Genomic DNA, 26,049 nt, shown 5'->3' on the forward strand with positions numbered 1-26,049 from the left:
ATGCCCCGCCTTCGCGGGGCATGACAGATAAACTCAATACGCGTTCTCGTTCTTGGTCAGCAGCGAGATCGGCGTCTTCAGGAGAATGTAGAGGTCGAACAGCACCGACCAATTCTCGATGTAGTAGAGGTCGAACTCGACGCGCTTCTGGATCTTCTCTTCATTGTCGATTTCGCCGCGCCAGCCGTTGATCTGCGCCCAGCCGGTGATGCCGGGCTTGACGCGGTGGCGCGCGAAATAGCCGTCGACGGCTTCGTCGAACAGGCGGCTCTGGAGCTTGCCCTGCACCGCATGCGGACGCGGGCCGACCAGCGAGAGGTTGCCCGAGAAGACCACGTTGAAGAGCTGCGGCAGCTCGTCGAGGCTGCTCTTGCGGATGAAGCGGCCGACGCGGGTGACGCGTGGATCGTTCTTGGTCACGACCTTCGAGGCGGTCGGATCGGCCTGATGGTGGTACATCGAGCGGAATTTGTAGACGTCGATCCGCTCGTTGTTGAAGCCGAAGCGTTTCTGGCGGAACAGCACCGGGCCGGGGCTGTCGAGCTTCACCGCCAACGCCACCAGTCCCATTACCGGCAGCGCGGCGAGCAGCGCGAGACTGCCGACGATGCGGTCGAACAGCCATTTCATCACCAGATCCCAGTCGGTGATCGGCGCCTCGAACACGTCCAGAGTCGGCACTTCGCCGAGATAGGAATAGGAGCGGGGCCGGAAGCGCAGCTTGTTGGTGTGCGCGGAGAGGCGAATGTCGACCGGCAGCACCCAGAGCTTCTTCAGCATCTCCAGGATGCGGGTCTCCGCCGAGATCGGCAGCGCGAACAGCACGAGGTCGACACGAGTGCGGCGGGCGAATTCGACGATGTCGTCGACCTTGCCGAGCTTGCGCGCGCCGGCGCAGGTGTCGAGCGCGCGGCTGTCGTTGCGATCGTCGAACACGCCGAGAACGTGGATGTCGGAATCCTCCTGCGCCTTCAGCGCCTGGACCAGTTGCTCACCGTTGCTGTCGGAGCCGACGATAATGGTGCGGCGGTCGAGCCGGCCCTCGCGCGCCCAGCCGCGTACCAGCGAGCGCAGGATGAGACGCTCGGCGATCAGCGCGGCGAGCCCGAGGAAGTAGAAGGCGGCAAGCCACAGCCGCGACACTTCGCTGCCGAACTTGGCGAAGAACGAGATGCCGATGAAGAGCAGGAAGACGAACGACCAGGACGAGATCATCCGCGTCATCTGCCGAAGCTGCCCGCGGAACAACTGCACCTGGTAGATGTCGGCGGCCTGGAAACAGACCACGGCGGCGACCGCCACCGCGATAATCTGCGCAGGATAGACCCAGTTGAACCCACCGGCGAGCGGCATGACATAGCCGGCGTAGAGCGCAATGCCGACGAGGCTGAGCAGCGCGAAATCAGCCAGGCGGACGAAGCCGGCGATCACGATGGGCGAATAGGCGCGGGCGACCTTCTGATTGACGACGTCGAGCGCTGCGGGCGAGAGCCGGCGGCGGCGCTCCACAAAGGGTTGGTCAGCCGGCTTTGCCACGGCGCTGGTCGCGGCATCGAGCATCGAGCGTGCGTTGAGCGGTTCCACGGGCGTCCACGTCCATTCCAAAGCCCCGCGGCACGGCTTTGCGCACCCGGGCAAGCATCCCCCGGCACTTCGATTATCGAACAAATCGGAAGATTTTCTGAAGCGGGCTTAAGAATGGTTAATGATTGGCAAATGCGTCCCGATAAGCGGCGAGCACGCCGTCGACCATCGCTTGCTGCGAAAAATGCGCTGAGATGCGCGCGCGCAAGGCGGTTGCGCGCTGGGCCGTCCCGTGCGGATCGTCGAGTGCGGCCGCGATCGCTTCGGCCATGGCCTCGGAATTGCTCGGCGCGAACAGGGCGGGGCTCTCCGGCCCGAAGATCTCGGGAATGCCGCCGATGCGGGCCGCGATCATGGGAATGCCGGCAGCACCCGCCTCGATCACGACATAGGGCATGGAATCGCCACGCGAGGGGACGACCAGCAGCCGGCCCTTGGAGAAGCCGTACCGCGCCTTGACGTGCCCGATGAAACGGATCGCGCTGGAGAGGCCGAGCCTCTCGACCTGAGCCTTCAGCGCCGCGCTTTCCTCGCCGTCGCCGCCGAGCGTCAGCGTGACCTTCTTACCGTTCTCGTGCAGGCGCGCGACGGCATCGACCAGCAGATCCGCGCCCTTGATGTGCCTGAACTCGCCGACATAGGCGAGGTCGGTGGCATCCTCGGCGGTCGCGACGGGCTCGAACTCCTCCGGCGTGACGCCGTTGAAGACGCAATGCACCACGCCCTTAGGCGTGCCGACGATGCGTTGATAGGTGTCGCGGGCAAATGCGCTCTCGAACAGGAACAGGTCGGTCGCGTCCATCAGCGTGCGCTCGAGCCGCGCGTAGAACTCGCCCTTGAATGTGTTGAGGGGGTAATGCAGCGAGCCGCCATGCGGGGTGTAGATGCGGATGGTGTCGTCGGAGCGCCGCCGCATGCGGATGAAGGCGCCGGCCTTGGCGCCATGGCCGTGCATGACGTCGGGCTTGAGCGTCGCGATCAGGCGTCGCATGCGAAGCCACACCAGGACGTCGTCAGGTGACGGTTCGCGGCGGATCGCCAGCCGATGCACGCCGAGCTTCAGCCGCGGCGCGAGCTCGGCAAGCGCCTTGTCGGCGCGCTCGCCACCGGTGAGACTGTCGGCGAGGATGCCGACATGATGGCCGCGGTCGACCTGGCCATTGGCGACGTCGAGGATGTGGCGGAAGATGCCGCCAACGGGTGCGCGCACGGCGTGCAGGATGCGAAGCGGCCGGTCGGAAGCAGGGGGCATGATCAAAACCAGCGCTCGACGGCAACTGCCGAACAATTCTCGTGAAATAATCGAGACGGATTAAGGGCCGTCGTGGTTAACAAACGGTGACGGGCGCGCATGCGTCGGTCGCCGGACGCAGCGATTAACCCAGCGGCAACCTTAATGGAGTGTAGTCGCCCCGTTGAGGCAGCTTGTGGCGTTGCCCCTGCGGGAGTGTTCGATGCGTTTAGCGTTCTGGCGTGCCGGCAAGGACAAGGCGGTAATCGAGCGGGCTGTCTCAAAGTCCAAATCCGAAGCCGCGCCCAAGGTCGAAGCGAAGCCTGCGCCGGTCGCCGCGAAGCAGGCGCAAGTCGAATCCGGCGACATCGACCTGCACGCGCTCGGCGCGACATTGGCGCGCAAGCGCGGCTGGATCATCGTGCCGACCGTGCTGGTGCTCGTTGCATCGGTTGTTGCCGTCAATCTCGTCACACCGCGCTACAAGTCCGAATCGCGGATCCTGATCGATGGCCGCGAGAACGTGTTCCTGCGCCCGAACAGCGATCGCACCGAAGAGCGGCAGGCGCTCGACGCCGAGGCCGTCACCAGCCAGGTGCAGCTCGTGCTCTCGCGCGATCTCGCGCGCGAGATCATCAAGAAGAACAAGCTCGCGGAGCGGCCCGAATTCGATCCGGTGCTGCAAGGCATCTCGCCGCTGAAGTCGCTGGCGGCGCTGGTCGGCGTTGGCCGCGATCCGTTCTCGATGACGCCGGAAGAGCGCGTGCTGGATGCCTATTACGAGCGCCTCCAGGCTTACGCCGTCGACAAGTCGCGCGTGATCGTGGTCGAATTCCAGTCCGCCGATCCCGAGCTCGCCGCGCGCGTCGCCAATTCTATCGCCGACGTCTATCTCGTGCTCCAGCAGGGTGTGCGCCAGGAGCAGGCCAAGAACGCCAGCCAGTGGCTGGCCGGCGAGATCGAGAATTTGCGCAAGAAGGTCTCCGAGGCGGAGGGGCGGGTCGAGGACTTCCGCTCCAAGTCGAGCCTGTTCGTCGGCACCAACAACACCACGCTATCGAACCAGCAGATGGGCGAGATCAATACCCAGCTCAACAACGCGCGCTCAATCAAGGCCGACGCAGAATCCAAGGCGCGGCTGATCCGCGAAATGCTCCAGAGCGGCAAGCCGATCGAGGCATCGGAGGTGGTGAACTCCGAACTGATGCGGCGGCTGTCGGAGCAGCGGGTGACGCTGCGTGCGCAGCTCGCCGAGCAGTCGTCCACGCTGCTCGGCAATCATCCCCGGATCAAGGAGTTGAAGGCGCAGCTTGGCGACCTCGACAATCAGATCCGCGACGAAGCGGCCAAGATTTCGCGTTCGCTCGAAAGCGACGCTCGAATCGCCAGCGGCCGGGTCGACGGTCTGACGGCGAGCCTCGAGCAGCTCAAGAAGCAGGCGGCATCCACCAACGGCCAGGACGTGCAGCTCCGCGCGCTCGAGCGCGAGGCCAAGGCGCAGCGCGACCTGCTGGAAACCTATCTCGCCAAATATCGCGAGGCCAACACCCGCGAGACCATCGATACCGCCCCGACGGACGGCCGCATCATTTCGCGCGCCATCGTCTCGAATACCCCGGCCTACCCGAAGAAGCTGCCGATCGTGCTGATCGCGACGATTGCGACGCTGCTGCTGTCGTCCGGCGTCGTCGTCACCGGTGAGCTGCTGCGCCAGACTGCGCCGCGGGCTGTGGCTGCGGTCCTACCGTCGCGGGTGACGCTGCGCCAAGAAGCGGCAGCGGAGCCGGTGGTCGAGCCGAGGGTCGATCCCGTCGTCGACGAGCCCGGGCCGCTTCAGCCGGCGATGGCGCCTGAGGCCGACATCACCGAATTCGCCGAGATCGAGCAGCTGGCCAAGAGCCTGCGCGCCGCGGGCGCAGCGGCGAAGAAGATCACGGTGCTCGGCACCGCGGCCGGCGACTCGATTACGCTTTCGGCCCTGACCCTCGCCCGACATCTCGCGCGTGACGCACGCGTTGTCGTGGTCGATCTCGCCGCATCCTCGCCGACCATTGCCGCGGTGGCCGTCGATGCCTCCACGCCCGGCCTTGCCGAGCTGATGCAGGGCGAAGCGTCTTTCGCGCAGGTCATCACCCGGGACAAGCTGTCGCGGCTGCATCTGGTCATGGCCGGCCGTCCTGGCTTCGATCGCAGCCTGCTGCAATCACCGCGGGTGGCGCTCGCGATCGATGCGCTGCTCCGAGCATACGACCACGTGCTGCTGGATGCCGGCAGTGCCTCCGACCTGCCGGCCGAGTTGCTGACGGTCGATGCCCGCGCCGTCGTGGTGCCGGATGCATCGATGGCACAGGATGCGCGCACGCTGATGTGCGAGCAGCTGAGCGCCGTCGGCTTCAGCGACGTGACGATGCTGAGCAGACCGGTGCAGCCGTCCGATGCGATGGACGCGCCGCGCGTGGTGGCGGCGTAGGCGAGGGCGCTTCCCCGTAGTCTATCGATCAGTGCTGCTCTTACCTCCCCCCGCAAATGGAGAGACGAGGGCGCCGGCGTTACCCGAACGCCTGACGCAGACTGCGCGCCAGGTCGAGCAGCATCTGGTTCTGCTTCACCAGCCGCTTGCCGCGGTTCAACGAGGACATCGCCACCGCCGCGAGCCTGCCGCGTGAGGTCAACGGCACAAAGCTGTCGAAAATGTCTTCGTCGTCCTTGCAGAACATCCGCTTGTAGTCGTCCGAGCCGATGCCGAGGTCGAGCGAGCGGTAGCCGCGCTCGGCGCAGCGGTCGATGATGTAGCGCATCAGGATCAGACCGGGACTGTAGCGGGCATTCTCGGACATCGTGTAGGTGTTGAACATCATCGAGAGGCGCTGGCCGTCGGCGACGCCGGCAAAGATCGCGATCACTTCCTCGTCGCATTCGAGCGCGTGGACGTCGATCACGCGTCCTTCTCCTTGCCGGGCGAGGCAGGCGCTGCGGATGAACTGTTCGACGCCCGGTTCGGCGAAGACGTTCGGCAGCTTCTGCTCCGCCATCCGCGCCGGCTTGACGCGAAAGAACCAGTCGAGCAGGCGCACGATGTCCGCATCCGTGGTCGCAAGGTGGTAGCGGTAGCCAGCGAGGGCCTGGAGCTTCTTCTCCTTGCTCTTGAGACGACGACGGAAGGAATTGCTGATCCGCGATGCGGGCGGACCGCCCGGTTCCATCGCCAGCAACGGGCAGCCGTTGACCGAGCTCTGCCGCGGCAGCAGCGCAAACGGGTTCTGCTGATCGTGCCAGCGCTTAGGCTGCTGCGTCAGCGAGAGGACGTCGACATGCTCGCGCAGCGGCGCAAGCAGCGCATCGAGATCGGCGAGAACGACCTGTGCCGCGAATTCAGCGTTCCACAAGCCCATGTTGAAGGTGGTATGCTTCCCGCCCATGAAGCAGGCCGTGCGTACGCCGTGGGCTTGGTGCAGCGACAGCGGCAGCAGCACGAGCGGCCGGTGCTCGATGTCGCGGGCGATCACGACGAACGGGCGCGCGCCCTCGCGTTCGCCGACCAGCTGCTGCCAGGGACCGAGCAGGTCAAACCGCTGATACGGCGTGAAGAGGTGGCCGCTCTCCTCGAAGGCGCGCCAGGCCGCCTCGGCCCCGCCGAGATCAGTGACGATATCGACCTGGCCGATGCGGCTCGCTTTCGACCGCGCTGGCGCTTCTGCCGTCCGGCCTTGCATCGCCGCAGCCATGGTCATTCGCGAAACCTGTCGAGAAATCGAAAATATACGTATTTCGGCCGGTGGCCGACCTTTGCAAAGAAACGTCAACAAAGGGTAATGACAATAGGAGAGGGAGCAGGCGCCGGCGCGCGCGAAGGTGGGACCTTGGCATCCGACGACAGATGGCTGGAGCGTCTTCGGCTTGAGCTGGCCTGGTTCAGCGGCCAGGCTGCGCTGCGCAGTCGTGGTGCCGGCACCATCCTGCGCTTTGCGCATGTGCGGCCGCGGCGGCGCGGCGGCTTTCAGCCGCTGGGCGCGCACGAGATCACGCCGCAATTCCTCGACCGCGCCATTCGCGCGCTGAAGCAGTGGAAGTACGATTTCCTTGGCATGGACGAGGTCTGCCGCCGGGCGGTGACGCTGCCGGAGAAGCGGCGCTTCGTGGCGCTGACCTTCGATGGCGCCAACAAGGATTTCATCAACTTCGCCTATCCGGTGCTGGCGCGGCACGCTGTGCCTTGCACGATCTATGTCCCTACCGCCTTTCCCGACGGCGTCGGCGAAGCCTGGTGGCTCGGGCTCGAACGGATGATCGCGCGCGAGAGCCGCATCAGCCTGATGATGGGCGAGACGGAGCAGCGCTTCACCGTCACGGACAATGCCGAGAAGCAGGCGCTGTTTTCGTATCTCGAGAGCTGGTTGCGTTCGCTGCCGCCGGCGGATCTGTCGGCGGCGATCGCCGATCTCTGCGCGCGCTACCGGATTGACCTCGCCGCGATCTCGCGCGAGGCGTCGATGGATTGGGAAGATCTGACGAAGCTCGCCGCCGATCCGCTCGTCACGATCGGCAGCGCGACCGTCAACTATCCCGTTCTCGCCAACATGAAGGATGCGGCCGCGCTCCGCGAGATGACCATGGGCAAGGCGGTCGCAGAAGCGGCCTTCCGCCGCGAGATCAGGCATTTCGCCTTTCCGTTCGGCGATCGCTCGTCGTTTGGGCGCAGCCACGTTGTGATGGCAGAGGAGGCCGGCTTTGCCAGTGCCGTGTCGACGATCCCGGGCATCGTGGATGCAGAGGGACGCACCAATCTGCGCGCGCTGCCGCGGATCTCGTGGGACGGCCGGGTGCGATCGCTACGCATGATGCGCGTGCTGGTGTCGGGCGTTGCCTTTGCGCCGGTGAAACCGACCGGCAGTGCCGCGAACTAGAAGCGCTACGAACTGGACTTGGCGCGATCGGGACGCTGCATCCAGCTCACGATCGGCATCGCCGGCAGCACCCAGCCCATGCCAACGACCACGTAGTAGATCGCCTGGCGCCAGCCGGACTCGGCGATCCACGGCATCTGCGCCAGCGCCATGCCGAGCAAGGCCCAGACCGTGGCCAGCATCAGGAGCAGGATGGCGCCGAGGAACTTGCGGGTGCGGATCGTCATGGCGGGAGCTTGCTGCTTTCGCGTAACTTGCGCTGCGGGAGCGGGGGACTATAAGGGGCGCGCAGTCCGGTTCAAGCCTCCTTGGTTCAAGTCCTGGTTTTTGCTCCCAATGACGACGATTTCCGCCCCGTCCGAGCCGCATCGCGCCGTGCGCGTGTGGCTGATCGCCGTGGCCGCGCTGATCGCGCTGATGGTGCTGGTCGGTGGCGCGACGCGGTTGACGGAATCCGGCCTCTCGATCGTCGAATGGAAGCCGGTCACCGGCAGCGTGCCGCCGCTCACCGAAGCGCAGTGGACCGAGGCGTTCGAGGCCTACAAGAAGATCCCGCAATATCGCGAGCTCAATGCAGGCATGAGCCTGTCCGAGTTCAAGGAGATCTTCTGGTGGGAGTGGAGCCACCGGTTGCTCGGCCGTTTCATTGGCATCGCCTATCTGCTGCCGTTCCTGTTCTTCCTATGGCGCGGCGGTCTGTCGGGGGAGCTGAAGCGGCGGTTATGGCTGCTGTTTGCGCTTGGCGGGCTTCAGGGCGCGGTCGGCTGGTGGATGGTGGCCTCGGGCCTGACGGAACGCATCGAGGTGTCGCAATATCGGCTGGCGACGCATCTGGTGCTCGCGCTTCTGATCTTCGCCGGTATCGTCTGGACGGTGCGGCGGCTCAAGGAGCGGCCGCAGATCGCAGCACCTGCGCGCCTGCGGTTCACGAGCGCGCTGCTCCTCGTCGTGACCTTGGTGCAGATCTATTTCGGCGCGCTGGTCGCGGGCCTGCGCGCCGGCCGCGCCTACAACACCTGGCCGCAGATCGACGGCGCGTTCATTCCCTCGGCGGAACGGCTGTGGTTCGAAACGCCGTGGTGGCGCAACCTGTTCGACAACGTTCTGACGGTGCAGTTCGAGCACCGCATGACGGCGTACGCGTTGTTCATGCTAGCGACGCTGCACGCACTTGACGCCGTGCGTTCGCGCACAGGTGCGGCGGCAAGCGGCGCGCTGTGGTTGTTGGCTGCGGTAAGCGTGCAGGCGGTGCTCGGCATCCTGACGCTGCTCAACCAGGTTCCGATTGGACTGGCGCTTGCGCACCAGGCGGTCGCGATCGTGGTGTTGATACTCGCGGTGGTGCAGACGGAGCGACTGGCTTCGCGGCAGTCGATCGAGGCGCGGCCGCGCGGTGTTCCGCTCGGTCAGGCGAGCTGATCAGCAATAGCCATAGATGCCGCACGCGTAGGGCAGTCGCCAGAAATAGTCGACCTGCTTTCCGCCGTAATACGGGCCCTGATAATCGTAATCCCAGGGGCGACCGTAATAGCCCGGCAGCGTGTGCGAGCCGGGCAGCAGCGGCGTGCCGGGCAGGTTGCGGATGTAACTGCCGATGCCATAGGCCGGCGAGATCAGCGCGTCGGGATCGGTCTCGACATAGACTGTTGGTGCTTCCTGCGGCGGAACAGCTGCGCGCCGCTTCGGTGTGGCCGGCAGATCGGCAGCCAGCGCGGTTGAAACCGTCAGCATCGCCGCAAGGCCAGGCACCATCCAGCGCAGCATCGTCGGCTCCGAATCAAAGGGGCGATCCAGTGACGATGTATGCGGCAGCTATGGTTAAGGAGTGTTAACTGACATCAGCCATTCCGGGGCGGGGCGAAGCACCGAACCCGGAATCTCGGGTTCAGCGCTGTGCCCCCGGAATGACGCCAAAGCCTTACGCGCCCAGCGCCTGTTCCAAATCCGCAATCAGATCTTCCTTATCCTCGATGCCGATCGAAAGCCGCACCACGTCGGGGCCGGCGCCGGACTTGATCTTGGCGGCATCGTCGAGCTGGCTGTGCGTGGTCGAAGCCGGGTGGATCACCAGCGAGCGGGTGTCGCCGACATTGGCCAGATGCGAAAACAGCTGCAATTTCGACACCAGGCTGACGCCGGCGTCATAGCCGCCCTTGAGGCTGAAGGTGAACACGGCGCCCGCGCCCTTCGGTGCATATTTGCGCGCGAGCTGATTGTACTTGTCGCTCGGAAGGGCGGCATAACTGACTGAAGCCACTGCCGGGTGGCCGACGAGGAATTCGGCGACCGCCTTGGCATTGTCGCAGTGCTTCTGCATGCGCAGCGGCAGCGTCTCGATGCCGGTCAGGATCATGAAGGCGTTGAACGGCGAGAGCGCCGGCCCAAGGTCGCGCAAGCCCAGCACGCGGCAGGCGATCGCGAAGGCAAAATTGCCAAAGGTCTCCTGGAGGCGGATGCCATGATATTCGGGCCGTGGCTCCGACAGCATCGGATATTTGCCGCCGGTGGACCAGTCGAAGGTGCCGGCATCGACGATGATACCGCCCAGCGAATTGCCATGGCCGCCCAGGAATTTCGTCAGCGAGTGCACGACGATGTCGGCGCCATGGTCGATAGGGCGGATCAGATAGGGCGAGGCCAGCGTGTTGTCGACGATCAGCGGCACGCCGGCTTTGCGCGCCACCGTCGAGATCGCTTCGATATCGGTGATGCCGCCGGCGGGATTAGCGATCGACTCGATGAAGATCGCCTTCGTGCGGGGCGTCACCGCGCGCTCGAAGCTTGCGATGTCGTCGGGGTCGGCCCACACCACGTTCCAGCCAAAGCTCTTGAACGCATGCGTGAACTGATTGATCGAGCCGCCATAGAGCTTTCGCGCCGCGATGAATTCGTCGCCGGGCTGGAGCAATTGCTGCAGCACCACGACTTGCGCGGCATGGCCCGAAGCCACCGCAAGCGCGGCCGTGCCGCCTTCGAGCGCCGCGACACGTTCTTCCAGCACCGCGTTGGTGGGATTGCCGATGCGGGTATAGATGTTGCCGAACGCCTGCAGACCGAACAGCGAGGCGGCGTGGTCGGCGTCGTTGAACACGAAAGACGTCGTTTGATAAATCGGAGTTGCGCGCGCACCGGTGGTGGGGTCGGGCTGTGCACCGGCATGCACGGCGAGCGTGGAAAATCCCGGAAGGCGATCGCTCATTGAGGCGTCCTGTTCTCTTGATCTGAAATCGCGCGGCATGCTGATCGGCGCGGCGTCCGCCGTCAAGCTGCTGCTTCACATCGGAACGATCGTGCTACGCATTGTCGCGATCGCGAAATGAATCCTTCGCGATCGCGTCAGCTCTGCTCGGTCTTGTTTTTGGCGGCGCGATCGGATGCCGCGGTGTCGCCACCGCCGACACTCATCCGATTGAGGGATAGCCGCATGCCTTGCGTCGGTGCCGGAGCGCGCTTGGAACTGAGCGTGCGTGAATTGACGCCCATCCAGGAGATCTCGGACGACAGGCGCCCGTATTCGATCTTGGGACAGCGGTTCATCACCACCTTGATGCCGACGGACTCTGCCTTCGCCGCCGCCGCGTCGTCGCGCGCGCCAAGCTGCATCCAGATCACCTTCGGCAGCGGATCGAGCGTGAGCGCCTCTTCGACGACAGGCATGATGTGGCTCGAGTTGCGAAAAATGTCGATCATGTCGACGGGACGGCCGATGTCTACGAGCGAGGCCACGAAGGGGTTTCCGAGCAGCTCCTTGCCGACATGGCCGGGATTGACCGGGATCATGTCATAGCCGCGCTGCGCCAGATATTTGAACGCAAAATAACTCGGCCGCACGTTGACGGGCGAGGCGCCGACCATCGCGATCGACTTCACGCTGTTGAGGATGCCGCGGATGTAATTGTCGGGGTAGGCGTCGTGGTTCATCTCTTATCTTTTCTTGTCATCATTCATCCCGCCACGTCGGCGTACGCTTCTCGATGAAGGCGCCAATGCCTTCCTCGGCGTCGCGCGCCATCATGTTCTCGGTCATCACCTCTGCCGCATAGCGATAGGCGTCGGCAAGGCTCATCTCGGCTTGGCGATAGAACGCCTCCTTGCCGAGCTTGACGGTGTAGGCAGATTTCAGCGCGACCTGATTTGCGAGCGCAATCGCGGCATCGCGCTCAGTGCCGGCGGGGACGACGCGATTGATAAGGCCGATCTCGCGGGCGCGCGTGGCCGAGATCGGCTCGCCCGTCAGCAGCATCTCCATCGCCTGCTTGCGTGGAACGTTGCGCGACAGCGCCACCATCGGGGTCGAGCAGAACAGGCCGATATCGACGCCGGGCGTGGCGAAACTCGCAGCGTCCGAGGCGATCGCGAGATCGCAGCTTGCAACCAGCTGGCAGCCGGCCGCGGTGGCAACGCCCTGGACCGCGGCGACGACCGGTTTGGGCAGGCGCACGATCGCCTGCATCATGGCGCTGCAGGCGGTCATGATCTGCGCAAAATAGGCGCGGCCGCGATCAGGATCGGCGCGGCGACCGCTCAGTTCCTTCAAATCGTGGCCCGCGCAGAATGCCGGTGCGTTGGCCGCGATGACGGCTCCGCGGATACGCTTGTCCTCGGCGATCGCATTCACGCTCGCGTGCAGGTGCCCGATCATCGCCTCAGAGAGGCTGTTGCGGGCCTCGGGCCGGTTCAGCGTGAGGATGGCAATGCTGCCGACGATTTCGCGCAGCAGGATCGGCGGTTGCGGGGAAGGGGCGCGGGCGACCTGGGCGGACATCGAAGCGTTTCCGGTTAGATTATTGCATTTGGATGACGCAGATAACTTAATGTACCAGGGGACATGAAGCGAGGGTGGGGAACAGCATGGCGTTAGCGAAAATGAGCGTGGCAGAGCTCGAGCAGTTTCTGCGCGACGAGTTTCCCCAGGCCTTCAGCGGCGATGACGTTACGATCGAAAGCGCCGATGGCCAAACCTGCCTTTTGCGCCAGCGCTACAGCGAAAGGATGCTGCGGCCGGGCGGAACCGTGTCCGGCCCGACGCTGATGGCGCTGGCTGATTTCGCCATGTACGTGGTGCTGCTATCGGCGATCGGGCCGATCGGGCTCGCGGTCACCACCAATCTCAACATCAACTTCCTGCGCAAGGGCCAGCCGGGGCAGGACGTGCTGGCGGAGGCGCGGCTGCTCAAGCTCGGCAAGCGCCTTGCGGTCGGCGAGGTAAATCTGCTGTCCGGAACCTCGCCCGACCCAATCGCGCATGTCACCTCCACCTATTCCATTCCAAATGTTTGAGGTTTTTGCAGGTATCTTACTACCATAATTTTAAGCCATTGATATTGTTAGTGTAATTTCGCGCTTTGGGCATTGACCGCTGCGCCGCTCTTCTCTAGAAACCGCCCAGTCTGGTGCGGTGTTCGCGCCGATGTCTCCCTCACGGAAATTCTGACATGAAAACCTTTTCGGCAAAGCCGGCCGAGGTGACGAAGAAGTGGGTGCTGATCGACGCCAAGGGTCTGGTCGTCGGCCGTCTCGCCACCATTGTCGCCATGCGGCTCCGCGGCAAGCACCTCCCGACCTACACCCCGCACGTCGATTGCGGCGACAACGTCATCATCATCAACGCGCAGCATGCGGTCCTCACCGGCCGCAAGCGCGAGCAGAAGACCTACTACAAGCACACCGGCTACGTCGGCCACGTCAAGGAGCGCACCGCGCGCCAGATCCTCGAGGGCAAGCATCCCGAGCGTGTGCTCGAGAAGGCCGTCGAGCGCATGATCCCGCGTGGTCCGCTCGGCCGCGTGCAAATGGGCAATCTCCGCGTCTACGGCGGTGCCGATCATCCGCACGAGGCGCAGCAGCCCGAGAAGATCGACATCGCCAAGTTGAACCGCAAGAACACGAGGGCCGCATAACATGGCCGAATCCATCCAGTCGCTCGACCAGCTCTCGCAGCTCAAGACGGCGGCCGCGCCCGAGGCGCCCAAGCACGAGAAGAAGGTCGACAAGTTCAACCGCGCCTATGCTACCGGCAAGCGCAAGGACGCAGTCGCCCGCGTCTGGATCAAGCCGGGCGCCGGCAAGGTCATGGTCAACGCGCGTGAGGTCGAGGTCTATTTCGCCCGTCCCGTGCTGCGTATGATGATCCAGCAGCCGTTCGTCGCGGCAGCGCGCGCCGGCCAGTATGACGTGATCTGCACCGTCGCCGGCGGCGGCCTGTCCGGCCAGGCCGGCGCCGTCCGTCACGGCATCTCCAAGGCGCTCACCTACTTCGAGCCGGAGCTGCGCGGCGTGCTCAAGAAGGGCGGCTTCCTCACCCGGGACTCCCGCGTGGTCGAGCGCAAGAAGTACGGCAAGGCCAAGGCCCGCCGGTCCTTCCAGTTCTCGAAGCGTTAATCACTTCGGCCGCATTCGCCGCGAAAGCGGCTTCAATGAGATGCAAAAGGGCGCTGATTTCAGCGCCCTTTTTGTTGTTCGTTTGTACGCAAATTGATGGCGTGTTTCCCGAAAACTTGGGTCCGCGTGAAAACCTGAATGGAACCCGCGGGACATAGCGTCGCATTCGGAAGGGCGCGCAAATCGGCGGTGCCGATCGCGTAACTGCTATATTCTAGAGGGGGCCGACATGATGTCGCTCGATAGCATCACGCTCTATTTGGTCGCCACCATGGTTGCCGCTCTGCTCGGCGCCATGATGGTGTTTTTCGGCAGGCAAGAGAACAGCCCCGCGCTGAAATGGTGGGGCACCGCCTATCTGCTCGGTGCCGCCTCCGTCGCGCTGTGGACTGCGGCCGGCGAAAAGCTGGGCCCGCATCTTTACCTCGCGCTGAACGCGATCGGATTCGCGGCCTGCGGCATGGTGTGGAACGCCGCGCGAGTCTTTCATGGCCGCAAGCCCAACTGGCCCGGCCTCGTGCTTGGCGCGCTCGCCTGGATCGCCGCGGTGACGCTGCTCGGCGCCGAGCCGTCCATGCTGCGCATGATCATCGGCGCCGGCATCGTCTCGGTCTATGCGGCCCTGACCGCGAGCGAACTCTGGACCGAGCGGCGCAAGAGCCTGCAACGGCGCCGGCCGGCCTTCGCGGTGCCGATGATGCATGGCTGCGTCTTGATGCTGCCGATCCTCATCGGCAGCTTCCTGCGCCCCCACGATGCGACCTTCTCGTCGAGCATCTGGGTCACCGTGTTCGCGGTCGAACTCGTGCTCTATGCCGTCGGCACCGTGTTCGTGATCTTCATGCTGGTGTCCGAGCGCACGGTGACCGCGCACCGGACCGCGGCGTCCACCGATCCCTTGACCGGCATGCTCAACCGGCGCGGCTTCTACGAAGCCTGCTCGCGCGTGATCGAGCGCGAGGCCAAGGCCGGGCGGCCGGTGACCGTGATGATCTTTGATATCGACCACTTCAAGTCGATCAACGACCGGTTCGGCCATCCCGCCGGCGACGAGATGCTGAAACTTTTCTCGACCGTCGTCGTCAACAACCTGCGCATCTCCGACCTCTCGGGCCGCATCGGCGGCGAGGAGTTCGCAGCCCTGCTGCCGTGTTCGCTGGAAGAGGGGGTGCTGGTCGCCGAGCGCGTGCGCGAAGCGTTCGAGACCTCCGGCGTCGTGGTCGATGAAGGTCCGGTCGATACCACCGTCAGCATCGGCGTCGCCGGCGGTCCGGCCGGCACCGAGCTCGAGGTGCTGCTGGCCTCGGCCGACACCGCGCTGTACCAGGCCAAGCGCGGCGGCCGAAACCGCGTCGAGGCGGCGGAGGAGCTGCCGCTGTCGCTGGAGAATTGGCGCCGCCAGAGCGCGGCGCGGACCGGCGCCGCGCAGGTACGTCCGGCCACCGCCTGAGACGGCAGGCGACCTTGCGGTAATCCTCTGTTTACCATTCGATCCCTACCATCATGGTCATGGAATCGATCCGTCGACAGACCCCGCAGGCCGCCCTGATGTCACTCGAAGCCCAAGCTGCCTCGGCGCGCGGTGGCTTCGCCTGTCTGTTCTCGACCGCGGACGAATACGAGCGCGCGCTGATCACGGAGCGTCGTTCTCAAGGACGATACGGCCAAGGCCGCAGCTACTGGCCCTTCGTGCTGTTCGTCGGTTGCGCGTTCATCGTGGTGGGCACCGTGCTGCTGCTCGCCTGAGAGGTTTGCGTTTTCCAGCCGGCCAAGCGCCGTTTCGGAGCCTTTTTCTTTTGCGACGGCTGCGGTAGACACGCCCATCGAACAAAAATGAGTGGAAACCGATGATCACCGAGATCGCGCAGATCGATGTCAAGCCGGGCAGCGAAAAGGATTTTGAGGCGGCTGTCGCGAAGGCAAAGGCCGCCTTCGGCCGCTCCAAGGGCTTTCACGGCTTCGAACTGCACAAGTCGATCGAGAAGCCGCAGCGCTATCGGCTGATGGTGAAGTGGGCGAGCCTGGAAAACCACACCGTCGATTTTCGCGGTTCCGAAAACTTCACCGAATGGCGCGGCCTCGTCGGGCAGTATTTTGCTTCACCCCCCGAAGTCGAGCACACCGAGATCGTGCTGACGACCTGACGAGCAGGCTCAGGCCGCCTCGGTCAGAGACGGCGCCTCATACGTCTTGAAATGATCGATCATGACCTTGGCAATGGCGACCAGTGGCAGCGCCAGCGCGAGGCCCCAGATTCCGAACACGACGCCGAGCAGGATCTGGAACGCGAACAGCGTGGCCGGTGGAATGTCCAGCGCCTGGCGCTGAAGGAGCGGCGTCAGCACGTAGCTCTCCATCGCATGGACGGCGAGGAAAAGCAGCAGCGCCGACAGTGCCGCGAGCCAGCCCGAAGCCAGGCTCGCCAGCACCACGATGACGCCGGCGATAATGGCGCCGACGGTTGGGATAAAGGCAAGCAGGCCAGCCTGGATTCCCAGGATGACCGCGCCGGGGATGCCGATGATGGCCAGGCCGATCCAGGTCACCGCGCCGACCGCGAGCATGACCGTAATCTGCGCGATCAGCCAGCGCTCCAGCGTCTCAGCGGTACGGTCGATGATGAGGGTGACGCGCGTACGATGCTTGGCCGGCGCGAGGAACAGCAGGCCGTCGTGATAGACGCCGGGCTGGGCGGCGAAGGACAGCCCTAGGAACAGCACGATAAAAATGTTCCCGACACCATGGATGGTGCCGAGCAGCAGCTTGAAGGTCTGGCTCACGATCGCTCCGCCGCTGGAAGCGAGCGCGCCGGCGCCGGGCAAAGGACCGCGCGGGGGCGCTGCTGGTGAGGGCGTCGAGCTCGCCGGTGCGTCGGCCGAGAAGTCAGATGCAGCATTGCCGAGGTCGAAGAAGCTGGTGTCGATGCCGTGGTTTTCGAGGAAAGACCTGACGTTGGTGATCTGCGACTTGATGGTTTTGCTCAGCAGCGAGGCCTGCTCCGCGATGGTGGCGCCGCCGAGATAGGCGACGCCCGCGAGCATCAAAGCGAGGGCGATGCAGACGATCGCGAGCCGGACGGGATGGGGCAGGTGCACGCGGCGGCCGAGCGCCCCCGTCAGCGCGTTAAGGCCCAGGCCGAGCAGCATGCCGGTGAAGATCAGCAGCAGGGTGGCGGCAAAATACCAAGTGAAGACCAGCATCGCCGTGAACAGCACGACACTGACGCCCCCGACCGAGATCGCCCAGGCGAGATCGGCGCGGGCGCGGGGCCGTTCATCTGCGGGAATGGTCACATCGGGTCCTTTCGGCGGCTGCGGGGAGGCACTCTTTCGCGAAATCCCGCCTCGGATCAAGCCGGTCGAAAACCGCCGGTTTGACGTTGTCCACCTTGTCGTGCCAGCGCGAACAGTGTCGCGGCCGCCCTCTGGCCGGGCATTTGCGCGAAAATGGCATTGCCGTCCCGCGATCCCCTCTGTTGAATTTGTTCTCCCCCAAGGGCATGTTTGGAGAATCTTCTTGCGGGAGGTCGGAACGGGAGATGAGAAAGCCGGTCGTCGGCGTGATCGGGAATTCCCATCGCGTCGAAAATCGATTTCAGGTCCAGATGGTCGGCGAGCGAAATCTGCGCGCCGTAGCCGAGGTCTCCGGTGGCTTGCCGCTGATGTTCGCAGGCTCGCCCGACATCACCGATATCGGGGCGCTGCTCGATACTGTCGACGGCGTCATCCTCACCGGCGCCCGGGCCAACGTGCACCCGACGCGTTTCAACGTCGATCCTTGCGAGAAGCACGAGCCTTACGACATCCACCGCGACGAAGTCGCGCTGGCGCTCTCGGTGGCCTGCGTCGCCCGCGGCATCCCGCTGTTCGGCATCTGCCGGGGCCTGCAGGAGATGAACGTCGCCTTCGGCGGCTCGCTGCATCCCGAGATCCGCGAAATCCCGGGCCGCATAAACCACCGTATGCCCAGGCTCGAAAATGGCGAGATCCATCCCGATCCCACCGTGGTGTTCGCCGACCGCCACGACGTCGACCTGACGCCGGGCGGCGCGTTCGCGAAGATCCTCGGCTGCGAGAAGATCCGGGTCAATTCGCTGCATGGTCAGGGTATCCTGGAGCCCGGCAAGCGCGTGCTGATCGAGGGCGTCGCCGAGGACGGCACCATCGAGGCGATCCGCATCGCCGAAGCCCCGACCTTCGCGCTCGGCGTGCAATGGCACGCCGAATACGACCCCCAACGCAATCCGATCAATCGCAAACTGTTCGAGGCCTTTGGCGAGGCGCTCGCGGCGCGGCAGAAGGCTGCGGCGTAGGCTAAGCACACGGCGAGAATGCCTCGGTTTTTTCGCAATCCGGTTTCTGCCGCAACGTCTGTGCCAGAATCGGGGAGCAGGAGCCCTCGCACTGATCGCTCGGCGGCATGCAGCCAACGAGCGAGATGATCGCGAGCACGTTCGGACCGATCGGCACGGACGGGGTGAGGTGGTACGATAGCAGCGCCGGGCGCAGGGCGGATCAGCTAGGCATGGTCGGCCACCGCCTCTCTTGGACCAATCACATCGCCATCCTGCAGGACCATCGCATTGCGTTGCACAATCGCGACGTTGGTCTGCGCAGCATTGAGGTTCACGAGAGGACCACCATATGCTCTGCAAGGGAGCCCTTGCCGTGCAGACCATGAAGGCGGCCCTCGTTGCGGCGATTACCGTCGTGGCTTTGACCTGCTGCCTCCTTCCCAGCTCAGCGGAGGAGAGCGGCCGTGTTGCACTGGTTGCTTCGATCGACGGGGCCATTGGCCCTGCGTCAGCCAGCTACGTGCGGGAGGCTTTGGCCAAAGCGAGCGAACGGCGCGCCGAGGTCGTGCTTCTGAGAATGAACACGCCCGGCGGTCTCAATTCCAGCATGCGCGAGATCATCGCGGATGTGCTCGCCTCGTCCATCCCTATCGTCGGCTACGTCGCCCCATCCGGCGCCCACGCGGCGAGTGCCGGGACCTACATTCTTTATGCGACCCACATCGCGGCGATGGCACCAGGCACCAATATCGGTGCGGCGACGCCGGTCCAGATTGGCGGGCCGCTACCGGGCTTGCCGAGCGGCACACCCGAGAAGGATGGCAAAGACAAGAAGGGTGAGCCGAAGGACGCGATGACGGCGAAGGCCACGAACGATGCCGTTGCCTTTATCCGCAGCCTTGCCGAGCTGCGCAACCGCAATGCGGATTGGGCAGAGAAGGCGGTGCGTGAGGCCGCCACTCTCTCTGCCAATGGCGCGTTAGAGGCACATGCGATCGATCTCGTCGCGCGCGATCAGGCCGAATTGCTGCGGCAGATCGATGGCCGTGTGGTGGAGATTGCAGGCGGCAAGTCGCAGCGCCTCGCGACGAAGGATGCTGTCGTCGAAGCCATCGAGCCGGGACGGATATCCCGCTTCCTGGCGGTCATCACCGATCCGAACGTGGCGTTCATTCTCCTGATGGTGGGCATTTACGGTCTGATCTTCGAGTTCATGTCTCCCGGAGCCGTCGCTCCCGGAGTGGTCGGCGCGATCTGTCTGCTGATCGGCCTCTATGCGCTCAATTTGCTGCCGATCAACTATGCCGGCCTCGCCCTGATGCTGGTCGGACTCGTGCTTCTCACCGTCGAAGCCTTCAATCCGACGGTGGTGATCGGTCTCGGAGGGATCATTGCCTTCGTGCTGGGTGCGCTGATGCTGTTCAGGGTCGAGGCGCCCGGCTACCGCCTGTCGTGGTCGGTGATCGGCATCACTGCAGCTGTGTTCGTCGGCTTTGCTCTGGTCTTGCTTGGTTCGCTTCGGCGTGCCGCCAAGGCTCCTGAACGGGTCGGCGCGCAGGCCATGCGAGGCTTGCCTGCTGAGGTCCTCGATTGGAATGGGAGCGAAGGTCATGTCTTCGCCCATGGCGAGCGCTGGCAGGCGCGCGGCGCCGACTCGTTCAAGCCCGGAGAGACGGTCGAAGTTACCAGCGTCGTCGACCTGACGCTGCTGATACGGCGCGCGCCGCTGCGGAGTGGTAAGGGAGGTACATCATGATGCTGGAATATCTGACCTATGCGGCACTCGCGTTGCTGGTCATCATGTTTCTGTCCCAAGCCATTCGAATTCTGCGCGAGTACGAGCGCGGCGTCATCTTTACGCTCGGCCGCTTTACCGGTGTGAAGGGCCCGGGCCTCATCATCCTCGTTCCGATCGTGCAGCAACTCGTCAAGGTCGATCTACGCGTGATGGTGCAGGTCGTGCCGCCGCAGGACGTGATTTCGCGGGACAACGTGTCCGTCAAGGTCAATGCCGTTCTGTACTTCCGCATCGTCGATCCCGAGCGCGCCATCATCAAGGTCGGCGATTACATGGCGGCCACCAGCCAGCTCGCCCAGACCACGTTGCGTTCGGTGCTCGGCAAGCACGAGCTCGACGAGATGCTTGCCGAGCGCGACAGGTTGAACGCCGATATCCAGGAGATCCTCGACAAGCAGACTGACATCTGGGGCATCAAGGTCACCGGCATAGAGATCAAGGACGTCGATATCAACGAAACCATGGTTCGCGCGATCGCCAAACAGGCCGAGGCGGAGCGCTTGCGGCGAGCCAAGGTGATCAATGCGATGGGCGAGCAGCAGGCCGCCGAAAAGCTCGTCGAAGCCGGCCGGATCCTCGCGCAGGAGCCTCAGGCAATGCAGCTGCGTTATTTCGCGGCTCTGCACGACATCGCCGGCGAACGGTCGTCGACCGTCGTGTTTCCGCTGCCGACGGGCTTGCTCGATCATTTCATGCCGCGGCCTAACAACCCTTAGCCGTAAGCGGCGAGGATGACCCCATCTCGGCCCAAAATGGGCATCTCGAATGTTGATGCCTACTTAAACGGGAGAAACATCCGAAGGACCCCGCCTATGGCGGACCCCCCGGCGAATATCACGTCCTCATGGTGAGGAACTCGCCTCAGCGTGCGCCTCGAACTATGCAGGCAGGCCGAGCACGTTCGACAAGATTGCAGCAGTCATATGCGATAGCCTTACCACAACTTCCGAAACGAAAAGGCGCCCCCTTTCGGAGCGCCTTTTGCTTGTCGCATGGCATTCGAGCCGATCAGCCCGAATAGTACATGTCAAATTCGATCGGATGCGGGGTCATCTCGAAGCGCTCGACTTCGGTCATCTTCAGCTCGATATAGGCATCGATGAAGTCGTCGTCGAACACGCCGCCGGCCTTGAGGAAGGCGCGGTCCTGGTCGAGATTCTCGAGGGCTTCACGCAAGCTGCCGCACACCGTCGGGATCTGCTTCAGCTCTTCCTTCGGCAAATCGTAGAGATCCTTGTCCATCGCCGGACCCGGATCGATCTTGTTCTTGATGCCGTCGAGGCCGGCCATCAGCATCGCGGCGAAGCCGAGATAGGGATTGGCGAGCGGATCGGGGAAGCGCACCTCGACGCGCTTGGCCTTCGGCGAAGCGGTGTAAGGGATGCGGCAGGAGGCCGAGCGGTTGCGCGCGGAGTAGGCGAGCAGCACGGGCGCTTCATAGCCCGGGACCAAACGCTTGTAGGAATTGGTCGAGGGATTGGTGAAGGCGTTGATCGCCTTGGCGTGCTTGATGATGCCGCCGATGTAATGGAGGCAGGTCTCGGACAGGTCGGCGTACTTGTTGCCGGCGAACACCGGCTTGCCGTCCTTCCAGATCGACTGGTGAACGTGCATGCCCGAACCGTTGTCGCCATAGACCGGCTTCGGCATGAAGGTGGCGGTCTTGCCGTAGATGTGCGCGACCTGGTGGATGCAATATTTGTAGATCTGGATGTGGTCGGCCATCAGCGTCAGCGTGTCGAACTTCATGCCGAGCTCGTGCTGGGCGGAGGCGACTTCGTGGTGATGCTTCTCGACCTTGACGCCCATCTTGGCCATGGCCCCGAGCATCTCCGAGCGCATGTCCTGCACGGAGTCCTGCGGCGGAACCGGGAAGTAGCCGCCCTTGGTGCGGACGCGGTGGCCGAGATTGCCGCCTTCATATTCGGTATCGGAGTTGGTCGGCAGTTCCGAGGAGTCGAGACGGAAACCGGTGTTGTAGGGGGTCGAGGAGAAGCGCACGTCGTCGAACACGAAGAACTCGGCCTCGGGGCCGACGAAGACGGTGTCGCCCACGCCCATCGACTTCACCATCGCCTCGGCCTTCTTGGCGATGCCGCGGGGGTCGCGGTTGTAGGGCTCGCCGGTGGTCGGCTCGAGCACGTCGCAGGTGATGACCATCGTGGTCTCGGCGAAGAACGGGTCGATCGTCGCGGTCACCGGATCGGGCATCAGGCACATGTCGGACTCGTTGATCGCCTTCCAACCGGCGATCGAGGAACCGTCGAACATCGTCCCTTCGGCGAAAATATCCTCATCGATCATGCTGACGTCGAACGTCACATGCTGCCACTTGCCGCGCGGATCGGTGAAGCGCAGGTCGACGTATTTGACGTCGTTGTCCTTGATCGATTTCAGGACGTCTTTGGCGGTCTTCATGCATACCCCTTTTGGCTCTGCGGGTCGGTTTCCAGATGAGCAAGATTATTCTCGCTTTGGGCGAGTTTTGCGCGCGTACAAACGAAATCAGGCCGCCGAAGCAGCCTTATTTCCTGTCAGAGTGTCGCAAAATGCGGGATAGCACCCGGCTCAGATAGCGTCCAGCCCGGATTCGCCGGTTCGGATGCGGATCGCCTCTTCGATATTGGAGACGAAGATCTTGCCGTCGCCGATGCGCCCGGTCTGCGCCGCGCGCCGGATCGCGTCGATGGCGCGCTCGACCAGATCGTCGCCGATCACGATCTCGATCTTCACCTTGGGCAGGAAGTCGACGATGTATTCTGCGCCGCGGTAGAGTTCGGCGTGACCCTTCTGCCGGCCAAAGCCCTTGGCTTCGGTGACGGTGATGCCCTGTAGGCCGACTTCCTGAAGCGCTTCCTTCACCTCGTCGAGCTTGAATGGCTTGATGATGGCTTCGATTTTCTTCACTGCGCGCCTCCCGGCCTTTCGATCAAATAGCAACGTCTTCGTCAGGATGCGCTTTTGTCACGCACAATCGTTCTTCGCTATGCCGGGATGCCTGACCAGCCCGGCAACGACGGCCGGCCACGCCCTGATAGATGCCAGTGAGCACGACAAACCGAAGCGGCTTCCTCGAAAGCAGGGTCTATGCCAAGTTGCAAATGCCCTGATTATTGGAGCGTTATCAGCCTTTTAACGAGCACAATCTGATAGGTGGCGCCGACCGGCACAAAATACCGAAGACTACGAAATAGGCAAACGGTTCAATATGTGTGCAGATCGTTTGTTTCGTGGGATGGGTCGGCACGGAACGTGCCTGTTGAACGGGCGTTTGGACAGGGAAGTGGCATGGAAGTTCTGACCAACGCTGAAATGCAGCGCGCCGATCAGCTCAGCATTGCGGCAGGCACGCCCGGCTTCAAGCTGATGCTCGGCGCCGGCCAGGCGGTCGCCGAGGCGGCCAATGCGCTGGTGGAGGAGGGGCCGATCCTGATCGTCGCCGGTCCCGGCAACAATGGCGGCGACGGTTTTGTCGCAGCCGCCGAGCTCGCCGCCCAAGGGCGCGAGGTCTCGGTGATCCTGATGTGCGAGCGCGACCAGCTTCAGGGTGACGCCGCCTCGGCCGCGCGCGGCTGGAAGCACCCGGTGCTCCCGTTCAATCCGCAGGCGATCGGAAAGCCGGCACTGATCATTGATGCGCTGTTCGGCGCGGGTCTCAGCCGTCCGGTCGATGGCGAGGCGCGCGCGATGATCGAGGCGATCAACGGCAACGGCGCGCCGGTGCTGGCCGTCGACCTGCCGAGCGGCATCAACGGCACCAGCGCCGCGGTGATGGGCGCGGCCGTGAATGCCGCGGAGACCGTGACTTTCTTCCGCAAGAAGCCGGCGCATCTGTTGCTGCCCGGTCGCATGCATTGCGGCCGTGTGCGCGTCGCCGACATCGGCATCGACGCAAGCGTGCTGGACGAGATCGCCCCGCAGCTCTTCGAGAACGATCCGGATTTCTGGGGCGCCGCCTTTCCGGTGCCGCGCGTCGACGGTCACAAATTTGCGCGAGGCCATGTGCTGGCCGTCTCCGGTGATGCAGCCGCAACGGGCGCTGCGCGGCTTGCCGCACGCGCGGCGCTGCGGGCCGGCGCCGGCCTCGTGACGCTGGCGAGCCCGCGCGATGCGCTCGCGATCAACGCGAGCGCGCTGACCGCGGTGATGGTTCGCCCGATCGACACCGCGATCGAGTTCGGCGAGCTTCTCGGCGACAAGCGCTATAACACCTGCATGATCGGCCCCGGCGCGGGCGTCGGCGAGCGCACCTGCGATCTCGTTCACACCGCGCTGACGGCCCAGCGGCGCCTGGTGCTGGACGCCGACGCGCTGACGAGCTTTGCCGCAAAGCCCGAGCGGCTGTTCGAATCGATCAAGTCGTCGCAGGACAATACGGTGGTGCTGACCCCGCACGAGGGCGAGTTTCCGCGGCTGTTTTCCGACCTCAGCAACAAGCATCCGGGCCGCTCGAAACTCGAGCGCGTTCGCGCCGCCGCCGAGCGCTCCGGCGCCGTCGTGCTGTTGAAGGGACCGGACACGACGATCGCCGCCCCCGATGGCCGCGCCATCATCGCCGCCAACGCGCCGCCCTGGCTCGCCACCGCCGGCGCCGGCGACGTGCTCTCGGGCATCATCGCTGGCCTCCTGGCGCAAGGCGTGCCGGCGTTCGAGGCCGCCAGCATCGGCGTGTGGATGCACGGCGAGGCGGGGCGGGAAGCCGGGCCCGGGCTGATCGCAGAGGATCTCACCGAGACGCTGCCAGCCGTCCATCGGCGGATCTATGACGCGCTCGGGGTAGAGTACTAGTGCTCAGGCCACTCGCGCTGCCCGACATGGATGCCGCCGCACAGGTCCATCGCATCGCGTTCGACCACGCCATGTCGTGGCTGGTTGGGCTGCACACGCTGGACGAGGACCGCTGGTTCTACCGCGAGCGCGTTTTTCCGATATGCCGCGTGTGGGGAAGTTTCGACGGCGATGTGCTGAGCGGGCTCATCGCTTTCCGTGACGGATGGATCGAGCAGCTCTATGTGCTTCCCGTTGCCCAAGGCCGCGGCGTCGGCACCGGACTGCTCGAGGTCGCCAAGCGCGCCTGTGAACGGCTGGAGCTCTGGACCTTCCAGCGCAACGCCTCGGCGCGAGGCTTCTACGAGAGAAGGGGTTTTAGCTTGGTCGAGCAGACCGACGGTATGCGAAACGTGGAGAATGAGCCGGACGTCCGTTACCGCTGGATACGCGAACCCACTTGATGTGCAAAAGAATGTAGTCTATAAACTACAAGTGGTTGACCTCAAGCAGACTGAGACCTTTCGGAAGTGGCGATCGCGTCTCAGGGACGAGCGTGCCAGAGCGGTGATTGCGTCGCGATTGGATCGGCTGGCTCAAGGGCATGCCGGCGATGTCGAGCCGGTGGGCGATGGCGTGAGCGAACTGCGTATCCATTACGGCCCCGGCTATCGCATCTATTTTCAAAAGCGGGGCAACACAATCATCGTTCTGCTGTGCGGCGGCGACAAGAGCACGCAGGCGAAGGACATCAAGGCGGCCAAGCGCCTCGCCGAGATGTGGAGCGAATGAGATGGGCGAGAAGCTGACGACTTATGATCCGGCGGAGGACCTTCAGTCCGACGAGGCGATTGCCGTCTTCATGGAAGAGGCGTTCAAGACGGAGGACGTAGCCTATATTGCCCACGCGCTTGGCGTCGTCGCCCGTGCCAAAGGCATGACGCAGATCGCCAAGGAGACGGGCCTTTCTCGTGAGCAACTCTATCGCTCGTTCAGCGCCAACGGCAATCCGACGCTGAAGACGACTATCGCGGTGATGAAGGCCCTTGGGATCGAGCTTACGGCCAAGCCGCACGCCTAATTGGCGGGG

At 64.1% G+C, this 26,049-nt stretch carries 27 protein-coding genes; 16 read left to right on the forward strand and 11 right to left on the reverse strand.

Annotated features, from left to right (window positions below; translation table 11 throughout):
* Positions 1-33: 33 nt before the first annotated feature.
* A complete protein-coding gene (locus IVA98_RS36245; protein ID WP_247299571.1) occupies positions 34-1,584 on the reverse strand; it encodes an undecaprenyl-phosphate glucose phosphotransferase in 1,551 nt (516 codons plus the stop codon).
* A gap of 118 nt (positions 1,585-1,702) precedes the next feature.
* Positions 1,703-2,836, reverse strand: coding sequence for a glycosyltransferase family 4 protein (locus tag IVA98_RS36250; protein ID WP_247299569.1), 1,134 nt, complete (start codon positions 2,834-2,836; stop codon positions 1,703-1,705).
* 202 nt (positions 2,837-3,038) lie between these two features.
* Here IVA98_RS36250 and IVA98_RS36255 point away from each other — a divergent pair, with 202 nt between their 5' ends.
* On the forward strand, positions 3,039-5,285 hold the full coding sequence (locus IVA98_RS36255) for a GumC family protein (RefSeq protein ID WP_247299567.1): 2,247 nt from the start codon (positions 3,039-3,041) through the stop codon (positions 5,283-5,285).
* A 79-nt stretch (positions 5,286-5,364) separates the two neighbouring features.
* Here IVA98_RS36255 and IVA98_RS36260 read toward each other — a convergent pair whose 3' ends face one another.
* A complete protein-coding gene (locus tag IVA98_RS36260) occupies positions 5,365-6,546 on the reverse strand; it encodes a GNAT family N-acetyltransferase (protein WP_247299565.1) in 1,182 nt (393 codons plus the stop codon).
* A 129-nt stretch (positions 6,547-6,675) separates the two neighbouring features.
* Here IVA98_RS36260 and IVA98_RS36265 point away from each other — a divergent pair, with 129 nt between their 5' ends.
* Entirely contained in the window at positions 6,676-7,719 is a 1,044-nt protein-coding gene (locus IVA98_RS36265) for a polysaccharide deacetylase family protein (RefSeq protein ID WP_247337368.1), read from the forward strand.
* A gap of 5 nt (positions 7,720-7,724) precedes the next feature.
* Here IVA98_RS36265 and IVA98_RS36270 read toward each other — a convergent pair whose 3' ends face one another.
* On the reverse strand, positions 7,725-7,946 hold the full coding sequence (locus IVA98_RS36270) for a DUF2842 domain-containing protein (protein WP_247299561.1): 222 nt from the start codon (positions 7,944-7,946) through the stop codon (positions 7,725-7,727).
* Positions 7,947-8,055: 109 nt separating this feature from the next.
* On the opposite strand from IVA98_RS36270, the gene IVA98_RS36275 reads away from it, so the two are divergent.
* A complete protein-coding gene (locus tag IVA98_RS36275; RefSeq protein WP_247299559.1) occupies positions 8,056-9,138 on the forward strand; it encodes a COX15/CtaA family protein in 1,083 nt (360 codons plus the stop codon).
* Here IVA98_RS36275 and IVA98_RS36280 read toward each other — a convergent pair whose 3' ends face one another.
* The 4 genes from IVA98_RS36280 to IVA98_RS36295 all read right to left on the reverse strand — a co-directional run bounded on the left by IVA98_RS36280 (position 9,139) and on the right by IVA98_RS36295 (position 12,484).
* Positions 9,139-9,483, reverse strand: coding sequence for a hypothetical protein (locus IVA98_RS36280; RefSeq protein WP_247356870.1), 345 nt, complete (start codon positions 9,481-9,483; stop codon positions 9,139-9,141).
* 154 nt (positions 9,484-9,637) lie between these two features.
* Positions 9,638-10,918 carry an O-acetylhomoserine aminocarboxypropyltransferase gene (locus IVA98_RS36285; RefSeq protein ID WP_247356873.1) on the reverse strand — a complete coding sequence of 427 codons (1,281 nt, stop codon included), beginning with the start codon at positions 10,916-10,918 and terminating at the stop codon, positions 9,638-9,640.
* 137 nt (positions 10,919-11,055) lie between these two features.
* On the reverse strand, positions 11,056-11,640 hold the full coding sequence (locus IVA98_RS36290; RefSeq protein ID WP_247299555.1) for a CoA-binding protein: 585 nt from the start codon (positions 11,638-11,640) through the stop codon (positions 11,056-11,058).
* A 19-nt stretch (positions 11,641-11,659) separates the two neighbouring features.
* Positions 11,660-12,484, reverse strand: coding sequence for an enoyl-CoA hydratase (locus tag IVA98_RS36295; RefSeq protein ID WP_247356876.1), 825 nt, complete (start codon positions 12,482-12,484; stop codon positions 11,660-11,662).
* An 86-nt stretch (positions 12,485-12,570) separates the two neighbouring features.
* On the opposite strand from IVA98_RS36295, the gene IVA98_RS36300 reads away from it, so the two are divergent.
* From IVA98_RS36300 to IVA98_RS36325, 6 genes are all read left to right on the forward strand, one after another.
* On the forward strand, positions 12,571-12,999 hold the full coding sequence (locus IVA98_RS36300) for a PaaI family thioesterase (protein ID WP_247277103.1): 429 nt from the start codon (positions 12,571-12,573) through the stop codon (positions 12,997-12,999).
* A 155-nt stretch (positions 13,000-13,154) separates the two neighbouring features.
* Complete coding sequence (rplM, locus tag IVA98_RS36305) at positions 13,155-13,619, forward strand: 50S ribosomal protein L13 (protein WP_011087726.1); 465 nt, start codon at positions 13,155-13,157, stop codon at positions 13,617-13,619.
* Between the two features lies 1 nt (position 13,620).
* The gene (gene rpsI / locus IVA98_RS36310; RefSeq protein WP_247299545.1) at positions 13,621-14,100 is read left to right on the forward strand and encodes a 30S ribosomal protein S9; all 480 of its coding nucleotides are present in this window, start codon (positions 13,621-13,623) and stop codon (positions 14,098-14,100) included.
* Between the two features lie 229 nt (positions 14,101-14,329).
* On the forward strand, positions 14,330-15,550 hold the full coding sequence (locus tag IVA98_RS36315; protein WP_247356879.1) for a GGDEF domain-containing protein: 1,221 nt from the start codon (positions 14,330-14,332) through the stop codon (positions 15,548-15,550).
* Positions 15,551-15,609: 59 nt separating this feature from the next.
* Entirely contained in the window at positions 15,610-15,846 is a 237-nt protein-coding gene (locus tag IVA98_RS36320) for a hypothetical protein (RefSeq protein WP_247299541.1), read from the forward strand.
* Positions 15,847-15,947: 101 nt separating this feature from the next.
* Positions 15,948-16,244, forward strand: a complete 297-nt coding sequence (locus IVA98_RS36325) for an antibiotic biosynthesis monooxygenase family protein (RefSeq protein ID WP_247277107.1) — start codon at positions 15,948-15,950, stop codon at positions 16,242-16,244.
* Between the two features lie 9 nt (positions 16,245-16,253).
* On the opposite strand, the gene IVA98_RS36330 is transcribed toward IVA98_RS36325, so the two are convergent.
* Positions 16,254-17,393, reverse strand: coding sequence for an AI-2E family transporter (locus tag IVA98_RS36330; protein WP_247356882.1), 1,140 nt, complete (start codon positions 17,391-17,393; stop codon positions 16,254-16,256).
* Positions 17,394-17,638: 245 nt separating this feature from the next.
* On the opposite strand from IVA98_RS36330, the gene IVA98_RS36335 reads away from it, so the two are divergent.
* The 3 genes from IVA98_RS36335 to IVA98_RS36345 all read left to right on the forward strand — a co-directional run bounded on the left by IVA98_RS36335 (position 17,639) and on the right by IVA98_RS36345 (position 20,908).
* Complete coding sequence (locus tag IVA98_RS36335) at positions 17,639-18,412, forward strand: gamma-glutamyl-gamma-aminobutyrate hydrolase family protein (protein ID WP_247277109.1); 774 nt, start codon at positions 17,639-17,641, stop codon at positions 18,410-18,412.
* Positions 18,413-18,767: 355 nt separating this feature from the next.
* Entirely contained in the window at positions 18,768-20,150 is a 1,383-nt protein-coding gene (locus IVA98_RS36340) for an NfeD family protein (RefSeq protein ID WP_247337374.1), read from the forward strand.
* Positions 20,147-20,908 carry a slipin family protein gene (locus IVA98_RS36345; RefSeq protein WP_247277111.1) on the forward strand — a complete coding sequence of 254 codons (762 nt, stop codon included), beginning with the start codon at positions 20,147-20,149 and terminating at the stop codon, positions 20,906-20,908. Before IVA98_RS36340 ends, IVA98_RS36345 begins: the two co-directional genes overlap by 4 nt.
* Positions 20,909-21,200: 292 nt before the next feature.
* Here IVA98_RS36345 and glnA read toward each other — a convergent pair whose 3' ends face one another.
* Both glnA and IVA98_RS36355 read right to left on the reverse strand, forming a co-directional pair.
* Positions 21,201-22,610: a type I glutamate--ammonia ligase gene (gene glnA / locus IVA98_RS36350; protein WP_247277112.1), complete on the reverse strand. Its 1,410-nt coding sequence runs from the start codon at positions 22,608-22,610 to the stop codon at positions 21,201-21,203.
* Positions 22,611-22,760: 150 nt separating this feature from the next.
* A complete protein-coding gene (locus IVA98_RS36355; RefSeq protein WP_007603495.1) occupies positions 22,761-23,099 on the reverse strand; it encodes a P-II family nitrogen regulator in 339 nt (112 codons plus the stop codon).
* Positions 23,100-23,480: 381 nt separating this feature from the next.
* On the opposite strand from IVA98_RS36355, the gene IVA98_RS36360 reads away from it, so the two are divergent.
* From IVA98_RS36360 to IVA98_RS36375, 4 genes are read left to right on the forward strand one after another with little or no spacing between them, the layout of a single operon-like run.
* Entirely contained in the window at positions 23,481-24,980 is a 1,500-nt protein-coding gene (locus IVA98_RS36360; protein ID WP_247299536.1) for an NAD(P)H-hydrate dehydratase, read from the forward strand.
* Between the two features lie 26 nt (positions 24,981-25,006).
* Positions 25,007-25,423, forward strand: a complete 417-nt coding sequence (locus IVA98_RS36365; RefSeq protein WP_247299534.1) for a GNAT family N-acetyltransferase — start codon at positions 25,007-25,009, stop codon at positions 25,421-25,423.
* 31 nt (positions 25,424-25,454) lie between these two features.
* Positions 25,455-25,751 (forward strand): type II toxin-antitoxin system RelE/ParE family toxin, encoded by a 297-nt coding sequence (locus IVA98_RS36370; RefSeq protein ID WP_247299532.1) that lies wholly within the window; start codon positions 25,455-25,457, stop codon positions 25,749-25,751.
* 1 nt (position 25,752) lies between these two features.
* Positions 25,753-26,040: an addiction module antidote protein gene (locus tag IVA98_RS36375; protein ID WP_247299530.1), complete on the forward strand. Its 288-nt coding sequence runs from the start codon at positions 25,753-25,755 to the stop codon at positions 26,038-26,040.
* The last annotated feature ends 9 nt before the right edge of the window (positions 26,041-26,049 follow it).

It is taken from the genome of Bradyrhizobium sp. 160 (assembly GCF_023073735.1).
GTDB lineage: Bacteria > Pseudomonadota > Alphaproteobacteria > Rhizobiales > Xanthobacteraceae > Bradyrhizobium.